This window comes from Flavimobilis soli, assembly GCF_002564025.1.
Taxonomy (GTDB): domain Bacteria; phylum Actinomycetota; class Actinomycetes; order Actinomycetales; family Cellulomonadaceae; genus Flavimobilis; species Flavimobilis soli.
On record NZ_PDJH01000001.1, the window covers coordinates 2,756,935 to 2,774,386 of the forward strand.

The following is a 17,452-nucleotide window of genomic DNA, read 5'->3' on the forward strand; positions in this document are numbered from 1 at the left end:
GTTCCCGAGATACCAGCGACGGATATCTCCATAGAGTTACGGCGGTCATAGCGAGAGGGAAACGCCCGGTCCCATTCCGAACCCGGAAGCTAAGCCTCTCAGCGCCGATGGTACTGCCCTGGAGACGGGGTGGGAGAGTAGGACGCCGCCGGACAACCATTCACCAAAGGCCCACCCCGCACGGGGTGGGCCTTTGGCGTACCCGGAAGTCGCTCCCACAGATGGCTCGGATCACACGCGTTCCCACAGACCGCCCGGATCTCGCACACCACCGTGGCAGCGTGCCGGGCGGCGCCGCGCCACCAACTAGACTGGTCGCATGTCCTCACTCTCCCGTGACGAGGTGGCGCGCGTCGCCGAGCTGGCGCGCATCGACCTCAGCCCAGAACACGTCGACAAGCTGGCCGGTGAGCTCGCCGTCATCGTGACCGCGATCGAGAAGGTCAGCACGGTCGCGACGGCCGACGTGCCCGCGACCAGCCACCCGCTGCCGCTGACGAACGTCTTCCGCGAAGACGTGCCCGTCGCGCCGCTGACCCAGGAAGCCGCGCTCTCCGGAGCGCCCGCCCAGGAGGACGGCCGCTTCCTCGTCCCCCAGATCCTCGGAGAAGAGTGACCATGGACCTCACCAGACTCTCGGCAGCCAAGCTGGCCGAGCTCCTCGCCGCGGGCACGGTGACCTCCGTCGAGGTCACGCAGGCTCACCTCGACCGGATCGACGCCGTCGACGACAAGGTGCACGCCTTCCTGCACATCTCCGACGCCGAGGCGCTCAAGACCGCCGCCGACGTCGACGCACGCCGCGCCGCGGGCGAGAAGCTCCACCCCCTCGCGGGCGTCCCCATCGCCATCAAGGACGTCGTCGTCACCGAGGGCCTTCCCACCACGGCGGGGTCGAAGATCCTCGAAGGCTGGATCCCGCCGTACGACGCGACGCTCATCGAGCGCATCAAGGAGGCCGGCCTCCCGATCCTCGGCAAGACCAACATGGACGAGTTCGCCATGGGGTCCTCCACCGAGCACTCCGCCTACGGCAACACGCACAACCCGTGGGACCTCGAGCGGATCCCCGGCGGCTCAGGCGGTGGCTCCGCAGCCGCGGTCGCCGCCTTCGAGGCGCCCCTCGCGATCGGCACGGACACCGGCGGCTCGATCCGTCAGCCCGGCGCCGTCACCGGCACGGTCGGTGTCAAGCCGACATACGGCTCCGTCTCCCGCTACGGCCTCATCGCCATGGCGTCGTCCCTCGACCAGGCTGGCCCCGTCACACGGACCGTCCTCGACTCCGCCCTGCTCCACGAGCTCATCGGTGGTCACGACCCGCGCGACTCGACCTCGATCGACGAGCCGCTCCCCGGGCTCGTCGAGGCCGCCCGCGAGGGCGCGCTCGGCGACCTGACCGGGCTGCGCATCGGCATCGTCAAGGAGCTCTCGGGCGAGGGCTACCAGGAGGGCGTGAGCGCCCGGTTCAACGAGTCGGTCGCTCTTCTCGAGAAGGCCGGCGCGACCGTCGTCGAGGTCTCCTGCCCGCACTTCGAGTACGCGCTCGCCGCGTACTACCTGATCATGCCGTCCGAGGCATCGAGCAACCTCGCCAAGTTCGACGGCATGCGCTTCGGCCTGCGCGTCGAGCCCACCGAGGGCCCCGTCACCGCTGAGCGCGTCATGTCCGCCACCCGCGGCGCCGGCTTCGGCGACGAGGTCAAGCGCCGCGTCATCCTCGGCACGTACGCACTGTCCGCCGGCTACTACGACGCGTACTACGGCAGCGCGCAGAAGGTCCGCACCCTCATCCAGCGCGACTTCGACGCCGCGTTCGAGGCCGCCGACGTGCTCGTCTCGCCGACCGCCCCCACCACGGCCTTCAAGCTGGGGGAGAAGCTCGACGACCCGCTCGCGATGTACCTCAACGACGTCGCGACGATCCCCGCGAACCTCGCGGGCATCCCCGGGATCTCCGTCCCCAACGGCCTGTCCGACGACGGCCTGCCGGTCGGCTTCCAGATCCTCGCCCCGGCGAAGGCCGACGACCGTCTGTACCGCGTCGGCGCGGCCCTCGAGGCCGCACTCGAGAACACGTGGGGTGCGCCGCTGCTCGCGCAGGCCCCGGAACTGGAGACCGCACGATGAGCGCCACCACCGTCGACCTCGTCGCCTACGACGACGCGGTCCGCCGCTACGACCCCGTCATCGGCATCGAGGTGCACGTCGAGCTCGGCACCCGCACCAAGATGTTCTGCCCCGCAGAGGTCGAGTTCGGCGGCGAGCCGAACAGCCAGACCACGCCGGTCTCGCTCGGCCTCCCGGGCGCGCTGCCGGTCGTCAACCGCACGGCGGTCGAGTACGCGATCCGCATCGGCCTCGCGCTCAACTGCGAGATCGCGGAGTCCTGCCGCTTCGCGCGGAAGAACTACTTCTACCCGGACGTGCCGAAGAACTTCCAGACGTCCCAGTACGACGAGCCCATCGCGTACGACGGCTACCTCGACGTCGAGCTCGACGACGGCTCCGTGTTCCGCGTCGAGATCGAGCGCGCGCACATGGAGGAGGACGCCGGCAAGAACACGCACGTCGGAGGCTCCACCGGACGCATCCACGGCGCCGAGTACTCGCTCGTCGACTACAACCGCGCAGGCATCCCGCTCGTCGAGATCGTGACGCGCCCGATCGTCGGCGCCGGCGAGCGTGCCCCCGAGGTCGCGCGCGCCTACGTCCAGACGCTGCGCGACATCTTCCGTGCTCTCGACGTCTCCGAGGCGCGCATGGAGCGCGGCAACGTCCGCGCCGATGTCAACCTCTCGCTCCGAGCGACGCCCCAGTCGCCGCTCGGGACGCGAACCGAGACCAAGAACGTCAACTCGTTCCGCTCGATCGAGCGCGCCGTGCGCTACGAGGTCTCGCGTCAGGCCGCGGTCCTCGACGCGGGGGAGACGGTCATCCAGGAGACCCGGCACTGGCACGAGGACACCGGCATCACGACGTCGGGCCGCGTGAAGTCCGACGCCGAGGACTACCGGTACTTCCCGGAGCCTGACCTGGTGCCCGTCGCGCCCAGCCGCGAGTGGGTCGAGGAGATCCGCGCGAGCCTCCCCGAGATGCCCGTCGCGCGCCGCAACCGGCTCCAGGCCGAGTGGGGCTACTCCGACCCCGAGATGCGAGACGTCGTCAACGCCGGAGCCCTCGACCTCATCGAGGCCACCGTCGCCGCCGGCACGAGCGCCGCAGCCGCCCGCAAGTGGTGGATGGGCGAGCTCGCCCGACGCGCCAAGACCGACGAGGTCGAGCTCGAGCAGCTGCCCGTCACCCCGCAGCAGATCGTCGAGCTCCAGCAGCTCGTCGACGAGGGCAAGATCAACGACAAGATCGCGCGCCAGGTGCTCGAGGGCATCCTCGCGGGCGAGGGCAGCGCCGCGCAGATCGTCGCGGACCGCGGCCTCGAGGTCGTGTCCGACGACGGCCCGCTCCTCGCGGTCATCGACGAGGTCCTCGCTGCTCAGCCCGACATCGTCGAGAAGATCAAGAGCGGAAACCTCGGCCCGGTCGGCGCCGTCATCGGTGCGGTCATGAAGGCGACCCGCGGGCAGGCCGACGCCGGCCGCGTCCGCGAGCTTGTGCTCGAGAGGATCGGCTGAGCCATGGCCGCGGGACCCGAGCGTCTCGGCGAGATGGTGCGTCTGCGGCCGATGCGGCCCACAGACGCCCAACGCCTGGGTGAGCTGCTCCAGGACCCCGAGGCCATGCGGCTCACCGGGTCCACCCGGACGTACACGCCCGAGGAGATCGAGCAGTGGCTCGCCACCGCGCCGACCCTCGAGGGCCGCTACGACTGGGCGATCACCTCGGCGGTGCAGCGCGACGGCACGTTCGTCGCCGACGAGATGTTCGGCGAGATCGTCCTCGACGAGATCGACACCGAGAACGCGTCCGCCAACCTGCGTCTCAACCTCCTGCCCAACTACCGGGGGCGGGGCTACGGGCGCGAGGCGATCGCGCACGTCCTGACGTACGCGTTCGCCCCGGACGGTCTCGGGCTGCACCGGGTCTCGTTGCGCGTGCTGAGCATCAACCCGCGGGCGCGCATGCTCTACGAGTCGCTCGGCTTCACCGTCGAGGGCACGCTCCGCGAGGCGGTGCGCGACGGCGACGGGTGGGCCGACCTCGTGGTCATGGGCATCCTCGCTGACGAGCACGAGCCTCCCGCCCCGCAGGACGACGTCGCGATCTGACGTCGGCCCCGCACCGCGAAGGACGCCGCGACCCACCGGGTCGCGGCGTCCTTCGGGTCGTATGGCCTGCCCGGGTGTCGGGACCGCACGTGCGGTGCGACGCTGGGGAGATGGAACCTCTCGACAACGCCCATGCCCAGGAAGCCGTCTACGACGCCGGCTGGCGCGTCGTCGCGGGAGCGATCCGCGCCCGGTTCACGACCGGCACGTTCGTCCGCGGCGTCGAGCTCGTCGAACGCCTCACCTCCGTCGCGGAGGCGCAGCAGCACCATCCCGACGTCGCGCTGCGCTACACCCACGTCGACGTCGCCCTGACGACGCACGACGTCGGGGCGATCACGTCCGCCGACGTCGACCTCGCGCTCGAGATCTCCCAGGTCGCTCAGCAGCTCGGCATCGGGACGGCCGAGGTTCCGAGCGTCGTCGAGATCGGCATCGACGCCATGGTCAGCAGCGACCTCGCGCCGTTCTGGCGCGCCGTCCTCGGGTACGAGGGCGACGACGAGGACCTCGCCGACCCGCACGGTGCGATGCCGGGCGTGTGGTTCCAGCAGATGGATGAGCCACGGCCGCAGCGCAACCGGCTCCACCTCGACGTCTACGTTCCCCACGACGTCGTGCAGGCGCGGCTCGAGGCCGCGCTCGCTGCGGGCGGAACTCTCGTGACCGACCGCTTCGCGCCGTCGTGGTGGGTCGTCGCCGACACCGAGGGGAACGAGGCGTGCCTCTGCACGTGGCAGCCGAAGCCTGATGCGGGCGAGGCGGCTGACCAGGGGTAGGACAGCGACGCAGGGCAGGGCCCGGAGGACCACGCTCCGGACGCCGACCTCACGTGGGCCACGGCCGCCGTAGGCTTGGCCCGATCGGCATGTCGACGTGAGTGCCGAGCAACACGAGGAGCTGACCTGCATGAGCCGTCCGCTGCGTTCCCGGACCTCTACCCACGGCCGCAACATGTCCGGCGCCCGCGCGCTCTGGCGCGCGACCGGCATGGGCTCGGAGGACTTCGGCAAGCCGATCATCGCGATCGCGAACTCCTACACGCAGTTCGTACCCGGTCACGTCCACCTCAAGGACATGGGTGACCTCGTCGCGAGCGCGATCGTGGAGGCCGGCGGCGTCGCCAAGGAGTTCAACACGATCGCCGTCGACGACGGCATCGCGATGGGCCACGGCGGCATGCTCTACTCCCTGCCGAGCCGCGACCTGATCGCCGACTCGGTCGAGTACATGGTCAACGCGCACTGCGCCGACGCGCTCGTCTGCATCTCCAACTGCGACAAGATCACGCCCGGCATGCTCAACGCCGCGCTGCGCCTCAACATCCCCGTCATCTTCGTGTCCGGCGGACCGATGGAGGCCGGCAAGGCGATCGTGGCCGACGGCGTCGCGAAGACCCCGCTCAACCTCATCAACGCGATCAACTACTCGGCCGACGACGACGTCTCCGACGAGGCGCTCGCCAAGGTCGAGGAGAACGCGTGCCCCACGTGCGGCTCGTGCTCCGGCATGTTCACCGCCAACTCGATGAACTGCCTGACCGAGGCCCTCGGCCTCTCGCTGCCGGGCAACGGCTCGACGCTCGCGACGCACGCCGCCCGCAAGGAGCTGTTCCTCGAGGCCGGCCGCACGATCGTCGACCTCGCCAAGCGGTACTACGACGACGAGGACGACTCGGCCGCTCCGCGCTCGATCGCGACCAAGGCGGCGTTCTCGAACGCGATGGCGCTCGACGTCGCGATGGGCGGCTCGACCAACACGGTCCTGCACATCCTCGCGGCCGCCCAGGAGGCGGAGGTCGACTTCACGCTCGCCGACATCGAGGACATCTCGCGCCGCGTGCCGTGCCTGTCCAAGGTCGCGCCGAACCACCCGGCGTACCACATGGAGGACGTGCACCGCGCCGGTGGCATCCCCGCGCTCCTCGGCGAGCTCGACCGCGCCGGCCTGCTCGACCACGACGTCACGTCCGTGCACACGCCGACGCTGCGCGAGTGGCTCGACGACTGGGACGTCCGCGGCGGCAAGGCCACCGAGCGCGCCGTCGAGCTGTTCCACGCCGCCCCCGGCGGCGTCCGCACGACGCAGGCGTTCTCGACGTCGAACCGCTGGGAGTCCCTCGACACCGACGCCGCGAACGGCTGCATCCGCGACATCGAGCACGCCTACACGGTCGAGGGCGGGCTCGCGGTCCTGCGCGGCAACCTCGCCGAGGACGGCGCCGTCTTCAAGACGGCGGGCGTCGACCCGGACGTGTTCCACTTCGTCGGGCGTGCGCTCGTCTGCGAGTCGCAGGACGAGGCCGTCGAGAAGATCCTCACCAAGCAGGTCGAGCCGGGCCACGTCGTCGTCGTGCGCTACGAGGGCCCTGCAGGCGGCCCCGGCATGCAGGAGATGCTCTACCCGACGTCGTTCATCAAGGGTCGCGGCCTGGGCAAGGTGTGCGCCCTGATCACCGACGGCCGCTTCTCCGGTGGCTCGTCGGGCATCTCGATCGGGCACGTCTCGCCCGAGGCTGCCGCGGGCGGCACGATCGGCCTCGTCGAGGACGGCGACGAGATCGAGATCGACGTGAACACGCGCCTCATCCGTCTCAACGTCCCCGACCAGGTGCTCGCCGAGCGCCGCGCCAAGATGGAGGCGTCCGAGAACCCGTGGCAGCCGAAGGACCGCGACCGCTACGTGTCGCCGGCCCTCCAGGCGTACGCCGCGATGGCGACCTCCGCCGACCGTGGCGCCGTGCGCGACGTGTCGCTGCTGCGCCGCCGCTGACGCTCTCCTCGACGGGCCCGGTCCGCTTCGGCGGTCCGGGCCCGTCGGCGTTCCCGGGCTGGCCGCGGCTCTCCCGTCGGCTGACGTGAGGAGCCGGTGGCGTGCGAGCGTCCCGGGCGGTGCGGGCAGGGATCGCGGCGCCGCCCCTGTGGCCCCCGTCGCAGCCCGGGGTGATACTCGCGGTATGGCGAGCGACGACGCGATCGACATCAAGCCCAGGTCCCGGCAGGTCACCGACGGCATCGAGGCGACGGCCTCGCGCGGCATGCTCCGCGCCGTCGGCATGGGCGACGACGACTGGGACAAGCCCCAGATCGGCGTCGCGAGCTCGTGGAACGAGATCACGCCGTGCAACCTGTCGCTCGACCGCCTCGCGAAGGCCGTGAAGAACGGCGTCCACGCGGGCGGTGGCTATCCGCTGGAGTTCGGGACGATCTCCGTCTCCGACGGCATCTCGATGGGCCACGAGGGCATGCACTTCTCACTGGTCTCGCGCGACGTCATCGCCGACTCCGTCGAGACCGTGATGATGGCCGAGCGTCTCGACGGTTCCGTCCTCCTCGCAGGCTGTGACAAGTCGCTGCCCGGCATGCTCATGGCCGCAGCGCGCCTCGACCTCGCATCCGTGTTCCTCTACGCCGGCACGATCGCACCCGGCTGGGTCAAGCTCGAGGACGGCACCGAGAAGGACGTGACCCTCATCGACGCGTTCGAGGCGGTCGGCGCGTGTGCCCGCGGCCTCATGAGCACCGAGGACCTCGGCCGCATCGAGCGGGCGATCTGCCCGGGTGAGGGAGCGTGCGGCGGCATGTACACCGCCAACACGATGGCATCCGTCGCCGAGGCGATGGGCATGTCCCTGCCCGGCTCCGCTGCGCCGCCGTCCGCGGACCGACGCCGCGACTCGTTCGCGCAGCGCTCCGGCGAGGCCGTCGTCGAGCTGCTGCGGCGCGGCATCACCGCGCGGCAGATCATGACGAAGGAAGCGTTCGAGAACGCGATCGCCGTCGTCATGGCGTTCGGCGGATCGACGAACGCCGTGCTGCACCTGCTTGCGATCGCGCACGAGGCCGAGGTCGACCTGACCCTGGACGACTTCCGCCGCGTCGCCGCGAAGGTTCCGCACCTCGGCGACCTCAAGCCGTTCGGCCGCTACGTCATGGCGGACGTCGACCGCATCGGGGGAGTGCCGGTCGTCATGAAGGCGCTGCTCGACGCCGGGCTCGTCCACGGCGACTGCCTCACCGTCACGGGCCGCACCGTCGCGGAGAACCTCGCCGACGTCGCGCCACCCGACCCGGACGGCAAGATCCTGCGCGCGCTCGACAACCCGATCCACCGCACGGGTGGCATCACGATCCTCGAGGGCTCGCTCGCCCCGGAGGGGGCCGTCGTGAAGTCCGCGGGCTTCGACACGGACGTGTTCGAGGGCACGGCCCGTGTCTTCGAGCGGGAGCGCGCTGCGCTCGACGCCCTCGAGGACGGCACGATCCAGGCGGGCGACGTCGTCGTCATCCGCTACGAGGGCCCGAAGGGCGGGCCCGGCATGCGCGAGATGCTCGCGATCACCGGGGCGATCAAGGGGGCGGGCCTCGGCAAGGACGTCCTGCTGCTCACCGACGGCAGGTTCTCCGGCGGCACGACCGGTCTGTGCGTCGGGCACGTCGCGCCCGAGGCCGTCGACGCGGGCCCGATCGCGTTCGTCCGCGACGGCGACCGGATCCGTCTCGACGTCGAGAACGCGCGGCTCGACCTGCTCGTGGACGACGCCGAGCTCGCCGCACGCAAGGAAGGCTGGGCACCGTTGCCCCCGCGCTTCACGCGCGGTGTACTCGCGCGCTACGCGAAGCTCGTGCAGTCGGCGTCCGCAGGGGCCGTTCTCGCCTGACGTCAGCCGACGGTGACGACGCCCGGCTCGTAGCCGGCGATGACGCGGCGGCTGTCGTCGTCATGATCCGATCCTCCCCGTGCCGCGCCCGAGGCGGACGGACCAGCACGTCTTAGGGCGTGAGACCTGCCCGCCTGATGTGTGACATCGGCGAGGGGGAGGCGTAGTGTGTCGACCGTGCAGACGATCCTCGTAGTACTTCCCGGGCGCGCAGCCTGACACCGGACACCACCGGTCGCAGCCGCGCGCTCACCCCTCGATCGGCCCCACACGGGCACGAGGGGCTTTTTTATGCCTCGGACGACCTGCCCCACCAGGCAGGGCCCCGGGGTGTCCTCGAAAGTCACAGCACCACAGCCAGGGAGTAACCGATGGTCCAGGGTTCCCACCCGACGTCGCCGACGCCGGGAGCAGTCCCGAAGCCCGCGCCCTCACCGACGCAGGCCGCCCGCGCGCACGAACGCTCGAGGACGAGCGTCCCCGCGCGCGAGGAGATGACCGGTGCCGAGGCGATCGTCCGGTCGCTCGAGGCCGCCGGCGCGGACACCGTGTTCGGGATCCCGGGCGGCGCCATCCTCCCGACGTACGACCCGCTCATGGACTCCACCAAGCTGCGCCACATCCTCGTGCGGCACGAGCAGGGCGGCGGCCACGCGGCGCAGGGCTACGCGTACACCTCGGGCAAGGTCGGCGTCTGCATGGCGACCTCGGGCCCCGGCGCGACCAACCTCGTCACCCCGATCGCCGACGCCAACATGGACTCCGTGCCGCTCGTCGCGATCACGGGGCAGGTCGGCGCGAGCTTCATCGGGACGGACGCGTTCCAGGAGGCCGACATCGTCGGCATCACGATGCCCGTCTCGAAGCACAACTTCCTCGTGACCAACCCCGACGACATCCCGCGCACGATCGCCGAGGCGTTCCACATCGCGCGCACCGGCCGTCCGGGGCCCGTCCTCGTCGACATCGCCAAGTCCGCGATGCAGTCCCGGACCGTCTTCGAGTGGCCGACCGAGCTCTCCCTTCCCGGCTACCACCCGGTGACGAAGCCCCACACGAAGCAGATCCGCGAGGCCGCGAAGCTGATCGCGTCCGCGCGTCGCCCCGTCCTGTACGTCGGCGGTGGCGCGATCCGCTCGGGTGCGTCCGCCGAGCTGCGCAAGCTCGTCGACCTGTCCGGCGCGGCCGTCGTCACGACCCTCATGGCGCGCGGGGCCGTCCCCGACTCGCACCCGCAGCACCTCGGCATGCCCGGCATGCACGGCACCGTGCCCGCCGTCGCCGCGCTCCAGCGCGCCGACCTGATCGTCGCGCTCGGCGCCCGCTTCGACGACCGCGTGACGGGCAAGCTCTCGTCCTTCGCGCCGAACGCCCAGATCATCCACGCGGACATCGACCCCGCCGAGATCGGCAAGAACCGCGCCGTCGACGTCCCGATCGTCGGTGACCTCAAGGAGATCATCGCGGACCTCGTCCCCGAGCTGGCCGCCGAGCACGAGAAGCACGGCAAGCCCGACCTCGAGGCGTGGTGGCGCCAGCTCGACGACTGGCGCGAGACGTACCCCCTCGGCTACACGCCGACCGACGACGGCGCCCTCGCCCCGCAGTCCGTCATCACGAAGCTCGGCGAGATGGCCGGACCCGAGGCCGTCTACGTCGCGGGCGTCGGTCAGCACCAGATGTGGGCCGCGCAGTTCATCCGCTACGAGCGCCCCAACGCGTGGCTCAACTCGGGCGGCCTCGGCACCATGGGTTTCTCCATCCCTGCGGCGATGGGCGCCAAGGTCGGCGACCCCGACCGCGAGGTGTGGGCCATCGACGGCGACGGCTGCTTCCAGATGACCAACCAGGAGCTGGCCACCTGCACGATCAACGAGATCCCGATCAAGGTGGCGCTGATCAACAACTCGTCGCTCGGCATGGTCCGCCAGTGGCAGACGCTCTTCTACGAGAAGCGCTACTCGAACACCGACCTGCACACCGGGTCGGGGACCGCGCGCGTGCCCGACTTCGTCAAGCTCGCCGACGCCTACGGCTGCGTCGGCATCCGTGTCGAGCACGCCTCCGAGGTCGAGGCCGCGATCAAGCGCGCCCGGGAGATCGACGACCAGCCGGTGCTCATCGACTTCAACGTCTCGCGCGACGCGATGGTGTGGCCGATGGTCGCCGCGGGCGTGAGCAACGACGACATCCAGTACGCACGCGGCATCTCGCCCGCGTGGGACCGTGAAGACTGAGAAGGGAACCCCACGATGACCCGGCACACCCTCTCCGTCCTCGTCGAGAACAAGCCCGGCGTGCTCACGCGCGTCGCAGCCCTGTTCGCGCGACGCTCGTTCAACATCCACTCCCTCGCCGTCGGCCCGACCGAGCACGAGGAGATCTCGCGCATCACGGTCGTCGTCGACGTCGACGAGCTCCCGCTCGAGCAGGTGACGAAGCAGCTCAACAAGCTCATCAACGTCATCAAGATCGTCGAGCTCGACCCCGGCGCCTCCGTCCAGCGCGAGCTGCTGCTCGTCAAGGTCAAGGCCGACGCCGCGACCCGCGGCCAGGTGCTCCAGGTCGTCGAGCTGTTCCGCGCGCACGTCGTCGACGTCGTCACGGACGCCGTGACGATCGAGGCGACCGGCAACCCCGACAAGCTGCGGGCGCTCCTCGCGGCGCTCGAGCCGTTCGGCGTCCGCGAGATCGTCAAGTCCGGCACCGTCGGCATCGGCCGCGGCTCCCGCTCGATCACCGACCGGGCCCTCGAGCGCGTCTCACGCCTCGCATGATCACCCCGCCGTCGGTCACGGTCCGGTAAGACTGGTACCGACGGTGACGCACGAACTTCCCGTACAACGAGTCACGACAACAAGGAGAACTACGGTGGCTGAGCTTTTCTACGACGACGACGCCGACCTGTCCATCATCCAGGGCAAGAAGGTCGCGATCGTCGGCTACGGCTCGCAGGGTCACGCCCACGCGCAGAACCTGCGTGACTCGGGCGTCGAGGTCGTCATCGCGCTCAAGGAGGGGTCGAAGTCGATCGCCAAGGCGACCGACGAGGGCTTCGAGGTCAAGACGGTGTCCGACGCCGCCGCGTGGGCCGACCTCATCATGATCCTGGCTCCGGACCAGCACCAGCGCTCGATCTACGCGAACGAGATCCAGCAGCACCTCACCGAGGGCAAGACGCTGGCCTTCGCGCACGGCTTCAACATCCGCTTCGGCTACATCGACGCTCCCGAGGGCGTCGACGTCATCCTCGTCGCGCCGAAGGCCCCGGGTCACACCGTGCGCCGCGAGTACGTCGCGGGCCGCGGCATCCCCGACATCATCGCGGTCGAGAAGGACGCCTCGGGCAACGCCTGGGCGACGGCCCTCTCCTATGCGAAGGCGATCGGTGGCACGCGCGCCGGCGTCATCAAGACGACCTTCACCGAGGAGACGGAGACCGACCTGTTCGGCGAGCAGGCCGTCCTGTGCGGTGGCACGTCGCAGCTCGTCCAGTACGGCTTCGAGGTTCTCACCGAGGCCGGCTACCAGCCGCAGATCGCCTACTTCGAGGTGCTGCACGAGCTCAAGCTCATCGTCGACCTCATGTGGGAGGGCGGCATCGCCAAGCAGCGCTGGTCCGTCTCCGACACCGCTGAGTACGGCGACTACGTCTCCGGCCCGCGCGTCATCACCCCCGAGGTGAAGGAGAACATGAAGGCCGTCCTCGCGGACATCCAGTCGGGTGCCTTCGCGGAGCGCTTCATCAACGACCAGGACGCGGGTGCTCCCGAGTTCAAGCAGCTGCGCGAGAAGGCGGCCCAGCACCCGATCGAGACCGTCGGTCGTGAGCTTCGCTCGCTCTTCGCGTGGAAGCAGCAGGACGCCGACTACGTCGAGGGCTCGGCCGCGCGCTGATCCTCTGCACGGCCGACGGCCCGTCCGCACCTCGGTGCGGACGGGCCGTCGTCGTTCCCGGAGCGGGCAGCCCGGGCGGCTAGAGCTCGAGCGTCGCGTCGGGCACCGAGTCCGCGAGGTCGCGGACGAAGCGTGCGGCGGGGGTACCCGTCTCGTCGAGCGCGACGAGCGCGCCCTCCTCGTCGACGGCGAGCGCGACCCCCTCGGACAGCGCGCCCCCGACGTCGACGCCGGAGCAGCCGATCGCCGTCTGCGCCCACGAGCCGGTGCGGAACCAACCGCTCGCCTCGAGCAGCCACACGCTGCCCTGGCCGTTGCAGCCGTCGCTGCCGGACCAGGTGCCGTCCGCGTCGAGCTCGAGCCACGAGCCTTCCGGAGCCGAGGGTGCGTGCCGGTCCGGGTACCAGCGTCCCGCGGTCACCTGCGAGATGGTCGCGGGGCGGAGACCGTCGGGCAGGTCCATGACACGGGCCGAGAGCATCGCCTCGAGCTCGTCGGTGAGCTCGGGGTCTGCGGCGAGCGACGGGTCGATGTCGTCGTGCTTCATAGGCTCCCCACCCGGGCGGAGGGTGGCGAGGCGTGTGCCTGCGGCGTCCTCGACGAGCATCGAGTCCGCCTCGGGGACGACGCGCGCCGCCGCCGCGAGCCAAGGCACCCCCTCGTCGAGGTCGCACTCGCCAGCGCCGCCCTGCAGGTGGGCGCGGACGGAGCCGCTCGGGCCGACGATGACCGCGTAGTCGGCGGTGCCGCACTCACGCCAGACAGTCCCGTACGTCCCGTTGAACTGGAGGACGGCGCCGTCGTGCGACGACGTCGAGTCCTGCACGGTCCACGAGCCGACGAGCCGGGCCGCGACGGAGAGGTCCGAGCCGGACGGTGCGGGCGAGCTCGAGCCCGGCCCCGAGCCGGGGAGCGTCGACGGGTCCGCGCAGGCGCCGAGGAGCACGAGCAGGGAGACCGCCGGCACGAGGCGTGGCGTGCGGCGGGCCGGGCGAGGAGCATAGCGGGGCATGTCTCTTCTCTGTCTCGAGAGGTGGCGTTCTTGCGCGGACAGGTGCGCGCTGCGAAAGATCCCGCTCATGCGGGTCGAGCACGACGGCGCGTACGCCGTCGTGGCGTCCGACGGCGGCGCTCCCAAGCACCCGGTCTGGTACCACAACGTCGTTGCGCACCCCTTGGTGGAGCTGCGGGACGGACCGGTCCGCCAGGACATGGTCGCGCGCGCGGTCGAGGGGGAGGAGCGCGAGCTGTGGTGGCAGCGCGCGGTCGAGGCGTTCCCGCCCTACGCCGACTACGCGACGCGCACGGAGCGGCTGATCCCTGTGTTCGTGCTCGAGCCCGTCAGCGTCTGACCATCCGGACCTCAGGACGATCCGTCTCATATTTTGGTGAGACGGCCGTCCGTCGTTGCACTCCGGCGGCGTAGCATGCGTGCATGACGCGCAACATCAATCTCGCAGTCGTCGCTGGGGACGGCATCGGTATCGAGGTCGTCGAGCAGGGCCTCAAGGTCCTCGAGGCGGCCCTCGCCTCCTCCGACGTGAAGGTCGACCAGACCGCCTTCAACCTTGGTGCCAAGCGCTGGCACGCGACCGGGGAGACCCTCACCGACGAGGACCTCGCCGCGATCCGCACGCACGACGCGATCCTGCTCGGGGCCATCGGCGACCCGACCGTCCCGTCGGGCGTGCTCGAGCGCGGGCTCCTGCTCAAGCTGCGCTTCAGCCTGGACCACTACGTCAACCTCCGCCCCGGCAAGCTCTACCCGGGCGTGCAGTCCCCGCTCGCCAACCCGGGCGAGATCGACTTCGTCGTCGTCCGCGAGGGCACCGAGGGTCCGTACGTCGGCAACGGCGGCTCGATCCGCACCGGTACGCCGCACGAGGTCGCGAACGAGGTCTCCGTGAACACCGCGTTCGGCGTCGAGCGCGTCGTCCGCGACGCCTTCGCCCGGGCGCAGGCGCGTCCCCGCAAGCACCTCACGCTCGTGCACAAGCACAACGTCCTCGTGCACGCGGGCCACCTGTGGCGCCGCACGGTCGAGGCCGTCAACGCCGAGTTCCCCGAGGTCACGACGGACTACCTCCACGTCGACGCCGCCACCATCTTCCTGACGACCAACCCGTCGCGCTTCGACGTGATCGTCACGGACAACCTCTTCGGCGACATCCTCACCGACCAGGCCGCGGCCATTACCGGCGGCATCGGGCTCGCAGCGTCCGCGAACATCAACCCGGACCGCACCGCCCCCTCCATGTTCGAGCCGGTCCACGGCTCGGCGCCCGACATCGCAGGGCAGGGCAAGGCGGACCCGACCGCCACGGTCCTCTCGGTCGCGATGCTGCTCGCCCACCTGGGCTACGACGCCGAGTCGGCGAAGGTCGAGGCGGCCGTCGCGGCCGACCTGGCCGAGCGGGCCGGACGAGTACGGTCGACGGCCGAGATCGGCACCGACCTCGCGCAGCGCGTGGCCGACTGACCCTTCGGGCAGTGCCCTCGGCCGTCTTCACCAGGTAACGTCCGTTGTGGCGGGCTGCGCGCCGTGCGTGCCCGCCGGGTGAAAGGCCATAACGATGAGCAACACCAGCACCACCACCACCGCACCGCTCTCCGACGCCGCGGCGGCATTCGACGTCCGTCCCACCGACGCGCCGACGCCCGTCGAGCAGCGCGAGGCGCTCCTCGCCGCGCCGAAGTTCGGCACGGTCTTCACGGACCACATGGCCCGCATCTCGTGGACCGCCGAGGGTGGGTGGAGCGACCGGCGCGTCGAGAAGTACGGCCCGCTGCAGCTCGACCCCGCGGCCGCCGTCCTGCACTACGGCCAGGAGGTCTTCGAGGGCCTCAAGGCGTACCGTCACGCAGACGGTTCGGTCTGGACGTTCCGACCGGAGAAGAACGCTGCACGCTTCGCCGCGTCGGCTCACCGGCTCGCTCTTCCGCAGCTCTCGACCGAGGACTTCCTCGGGTCGCTCGAGGCGCTCGTCCGCACGGACCTCGACTGGGTGCCGTCGGGTGAGGAGATGAGCCTGTACCTGCGCCCGTTCATGTACGCCTCGGAGGTCTTCCTCGGGGTGCGCGCCTCGCAGGCGGTCGAGTACCTCGTGATCGCGTCGCCGACGGGCCCGTACTTCTCGAAGGGCGTCAACCCGGTCTCGATCTGGGTCGCCCAGGACTTCCACCGCGCCGGTGCCGGCGGCACGGGCGCCGCGAAGTGCGGCGGCAACTACGCCGCGAGCCTCCTGCCGCAGCAGGAGGCGGCGGACAAGGGCTGCGACCAGGTCGCCTTCCTCGACGCGTCAACCAACACCGCGTTCGAGGAGCTCGGTGGCATGAACCTCTTCGTCGTGGGTGCAGACCGCACGGTGTCGACGCCCGCGCTGACGGGGTCGATCCTCGAAGGGGTGACGCGCGGCTCGATCCTCGAGCTCGTGACCGCTCGCGGCTACGACGTCCAGGAGCGCACGATCACGCTCGCTGAGGTCCGTCAGGGCCTCGAGGACGGCTCGATCGTCGAGCTGTTCGCGTGCGGCACCGCGGCAGTCCTGACCCCGATCGGCCGCCTCGCGGGCGAGGGCTTCGACCTCACGGTCGGTGACGGCGCCTCGGGCGAGCTGACGATGTCGGTGCGCGGGGAGCTGACCGACATCCAGAACGGCAAGCGTCCCGACACGCACGGCTGGATGTACCGCCTCGCCTGACCGGCGAGCAGAGCACAGACGAAGCGCCCGGGCCCGTCCTCACGGACGGACCCGGGCGCTCTGTCGTCAGCGGCGGAGAGCCGTGGCTACTTCTTGGTCACGCTGATGCTGCGGGCCTTGGTGGTCGCCGCCTGGCTCGTCTTCGTCTGGCTGACGACGGCGCGGATCTTGCCCTTCGCGGGGAGCTTCACCTTCGCCTTCCACACGCCCTTGCTGCCGACCTTCGTGGTCTTGATCGTCTTCCAGGGACCCTTGCCGTTCTTGCGGAACTGGACCTGGACCCTGGCGCCCTTCTTCACGGAGACGGCCTTGAAGCGGTCCTTCGGGTTCTGGAAGGTTGCCTTGCCGGAGACGGTGAACGACTTGTTCTTCTTGACCTTCGTGGGCGACGAGATCGTCGACTTCGACGGGGCGACGTTGTCGACGGTCACGCCGCTGACCTTGACCGTGTCGTAGTACGCGGGGATGCCCTGCGTGTAGTCGCCGTCCCTGGTCACGTAGACGGTGATGTCGAAGGTGCACCGGCCGGCGCCGTGGTACAGGTACATGAGCGAGGACTTCTTCTCGAGGCCGCGGCTCTTGAGCGCGGGCAACGTGAGCTTCAGGTCCCCGGAGATACGCTCCAGGCCGCCGGGCAGGGTGCCGCCCTTCGCGCACGTCGACGTGGCCGTGTAGCGCGGCGTGATGGTCACGGTCCACTCCGACGCCACGACGCTGCCGTCGGAGTGGCGGTACGGCTCCGGGACGTCCACCGCGATGACCATCCAGTCCTTGGTCGTGAACTTACCCTTCTTGATCTTGACGTCCTTCGTCGTGACGCGGACCTTCGTGCGCAGGCCCTCGGCGGACGTCTCGGTCCCGGTGGCGCTCTTGTCGCTCGCGGCCGACGCGGGGGCGGCGGTGGCGAGGCCGAGCGCGACGCAGGCCGACAGCACGGCGGCGGCGCTCTTCGTGCGGAGGTTCATGGT

At 70.4% G+C, this 17,452-nt stretch carries 15 protein-coding genes and 1 rRNA gene; 14 read left to right on the forward strand and 2 right to left on the reverse strand.

All coding sequences use genetic code 11. The features are described from left to right. Positions 1–37 precede the first annotated feature (37 nt). The 11 genes from rrf to ilvC all read left to right on the forward strand — a co-directional run bounded on the left by rrf (position 38) and on the right by ilvC (position 12,783). Positions 38–154 (forward strand): 5S ribosomal RNA (rrf, locus tag ATL41_RS12375). A gap of 165 nt (positions 155–319) precedes the next feature. Next, the gene (gene gatC, locus ATL41_RS12380; RefSeq protein WP_098458742.1) at positions 320–616 is read left to right on the forward strand and encodes an Asp-tRNA(Asn)/Glu-tRNA(Gln) amidotransferase subunit GatC; all 297 of its coding nucleotides are present in this window, start codon (positions 320–322) and stop codon (positions 614–616) included. A gap of 2 nt (positions 617–618) precedes the next feature. Continuing rightward, entirely contained in the window at positions 619–2,130 is a 1,512-nt protein-coding gene (gatA, locus tag ATL41_RS12385) for an Asp-tRNA(Asn)/Glu-tRNA(Gln) amidotransferase subunit GatA (RefSeq protein WP_098458743.1), read from the forward strand. Beyond that, positions 2,127–3,632 (forward strand): Asp-tRNA(Asn)/Glu-tRNA(Gln) amidotransferase subunit GatB, encoded by a 1,506-nt coding sequence (gatB, locus tag ATL41_RS12390; protein ID WP_098458744.1) that lies wholly within the window; start codon positions 2,127–2,129, stop codon positions 3,630–3,632. Before gatA ends, gatB begins: the two co-directional genes overlap by 4 nt. A 3-nt stretch (positions 3,633–3,635) precedes the next feature. Further along, entirely contained in the window at positions 3,636–4,226 is a 591-nt protein-coding gene (locus ATL41_RS12395) for a GNAT family N-acetyltransferase (RefSeq protein WP_098458745.1), read from the forward strand. A 110-nt stretch (positions 4,227–4,336) separates the two neighbouring features. Next, the gene (locus tag ATL41_RS12400; RefSeq protein ID WP_098458746.1) at positions 4,337–5,005 is read left to right on the forward strand and encodes a 4a-hydroxytetrahydrobiopterin dehydratase; all 669 of its coding nucleotides are present in this window, start codon (positions 4,337–4,339) and stop codon (positions 5,003–5,005) included. A gap of 130 nt (positions 5,006–5,135) precedes the next feature. Beyond that, the gene (ilvD, locus tag ATL41_RS12405; protein ID WP_098458747.1) at positions 5,136–6,998 is read left to right on the forward strand and encodes a dihydroxy-acid dehydratase; all 1,863 of its coding nucleotides are present in this window, start codon (positions 5,136–5,138) and stop codon (positions 6,996–6,998) included. A 184-nt stretch (positions 6,999–7,182) separates the two neighbouring features. Continuing rightward, positions 7,183–8,886, forward strand: coding sequence for a dihydroxy-acid dehydratase (gene ilvD / locus ATL41_RS12410; RefSeq protein WP_098458748.1), 1,704 nt, complete (start codon positions 7,183–7,185; stop codon positions 8,884–8,886). A 371-nt stretch (positions 8,887–9,257) separates the two neighbouring features. Further along, positions 9,258–11,123 (forward strand): acetolactate synthase large subunit, encoded by a 1,866-nt coding sequence (locus ATL41_RS12415; RefSeq protein WP_098458749.1) that lies wholly within the window; start codon positions 9,258–9,260, stop codon positions 11,121–11,123. 15 nt (positions 11,124–11,138) lie between these two features. Then, positions 11,139–11,663 (forward strand): acetolactate synthase small subunit, encoded by a 525-nt coding sequence (gene ilvN, locus ATL41_RS12420; protein WP_098458750.1) that lies wholly within the window; start codon positions 11,139–11,141, stop codon positions 11,661–11,663. A 94-nt stretch (positions 11,664–11,757) separates the two neighbouring features. Next, complete coding sequence (gene ilvC / locus ATL41_RS12425) at positions 11,758–12,783, forward strand: ketol-acid reductoisomerase (RefSeq protein WP_098458751.1); 1,026 nt, start codon at positions 11,758–11,760, stop codon at positions 12,781–12,783. 79 nt (positions 12,784–12,862) lie between these two features. On the opposite strand, the gene ATL41_RS12430 is transcribed toward ilvC, so the two are convergent. Continuing rightward, on the reverse strand, positions 12,863–13,795 hold the full coding sequence (locus ATL41_RS12430) for an META domain-containing protein (RefSeq protein WP_098458752.1): 933 nt from the start codon (positions 13,793–13,795) through the stop codon (positions 12,863–12,865). Between ATL41_RS12430 and ATL41_RS12435 the strand changes: the two genes are divergently transcribed. The 3 genes from ATL41_RS12435 (at position 13,794) to ATL41_RS12445 (ending at position 16,484) form a co-directional block, all read left to right on the forward strand. Then, positions 13,794–14,135, forward strand: a complete 342-nt coding sequence (locus ATL41_RS12435) for a nitroreductase/quinone reductase family protein (RefSeq protein WP_098458753.1) — start codon at positions 13,794–13,796, stop codon at positions 14,133–14,135. The genes ATL41_RS12430 and ATL41_RS12435 overlap by 2 nt on opposite strands. An 83-nt stretch (positions 14,136–14,218) precedes the next feature. Then, positions 14,219–15,262 (forward strand): 3-isopropylmalate dehydrogenase, encoded by a 1,044-nt coding sequence (locus ATL41_RS12440; protein ID WP_098458754.1) that lies wholly within the window; start codon positions 14,219–14,221, stop codon positions 15,260–15,262. Positions 15,263–15,356: 94 nt separating this feature from the next. Next, positions 15,357–16,484, forward strand: coding sequence for a branched-chain amino acid aminotransferase (locus tag ATL41_RS12445; protein ID WP_098458755.1), 1,128 nt, complete (start codon positions 15,357–15,359; stop codon positions 16,482–16,484). Positions 16,485–16,570: 86 nt separating this feature from the next. Here the strand turns inward: ATL41_RS12445 and ATL41_RS12450 are convergent, their stop codons facing one another. Beyond that, entirely contained in the window at positions 16,571–17,449 is an 879-nt protein-coding gene (locus ATL41_RS12450) for a hypothetical protein (RefSeq protein ID WP_098458756.1), read from the reverse strand. Positions 17,450–17,452: the final 3 nt, after the last annotated feature.

What these genes read in the sequence shown, in the direction of transcription:
- ATL41_RS12445 (WP_098458755.1), top strand. Translation starts at nt 15,357, where the DNA reads ATGAGCAACACCAGCACCACCACCACCGCACCGCTCTCCGACGCCGCG.
- ATL41_RS12395 (WP_098458745.1), top strand. Translation starts at nt 3,636, where the DNA reads ATGGCCGCGGGACCCGAGCGTCTCGGCGAGATGGTGCGTCTGCGGCCG.
- ATL41_RS12415 (WP_098458749.1), top strand. Translation starts at nt 9,258, where the DNA reads ATGGTCCAGGGTTCCCACCCGACGTCGCCGACGCCGGGAGCAGTCCCG.
- ATL41_RS12435 (WP_098458753.1), top strand. Translation starts at nt 13,794, where the DNA reads ATGTCTCTTCTCTGTCTCGAGAGGTGGCGTTCTTGCGCGGACAGGTGC.
- ATL41_RS12400 (WP_098458746.1), top strand. Translation starts at nt 4,337, where the DNA reads ATGGAACCTCTCGACAACGCCCATGCCCAGGAAGCCGTCTACGACGCC.
- ATL41_RS12430 (WP_098458752.1), bottom strand. Translation starts at nt 13,795, where the DNA reads ATGCCCCGCTATGCTCCTCGCCCGGCCCGCCGCACGCCACGCCTCGTG.
- ilvD (WP_098458747.1), top strand. Translation starts at nt 5,136, where the DNA reads ATGAGCCGTCCGCTGCGTTCCCGGACCTCTACCCACGGCCGCAACATG.
- gatA (WP_098458743.1), top strand. Translation starts at nt 619, where the DNA reads ATGGACCTCACCAGACTCTCGGCAGCCAAGCTGGCCGAGCTCCTCGCC.
- ATL41_RS12440 (WP_098458754.1), top strand. Translation starts at nt 14,219, where the DNA reads ATGACGCGCAACATCAATCTCGCAGTCGTCGCTGGGGACGGCATCGGT.
- gatC (WP_098458742.1), top strand. Translation starts at nt 320, where the DNA reads ATGTCCTCACTCTCCCGTGACGAGGTGGCGCGCGTCGCCGAGCTGGCG.
- ilvD (WP_098458748.1), top strand. Translation starts at nt 7,183, where the DNA reads ATGGCGAGCGACGACGCGATCGACATCAAGCCCAGGTCCCGGCAGGTC.
- ATL41_RS12450 (WP_098458756.1), bottom strand. Translation starts at nt 17,449, where the DNA reads ATGAACCTCCGCACGAAGAGCGCCGCCGCCGTGCTGTCGGCCTGCGTC.
- gatB (WP_098458744.1), top strand. Translation starts at nt 2,127, where the DNA reads ATGAGCGCCACCACCGTCGACCTCGTCGCCTACGACGACGCGGTCCGC.
- ilvN (WP_098458750.1), top strand. Translation starts at nt 11,139, where the DNA reads ATGACCCGGCACACCCTCTCCGTCCTCGTCGAGAACAAGCCCGGCGTG.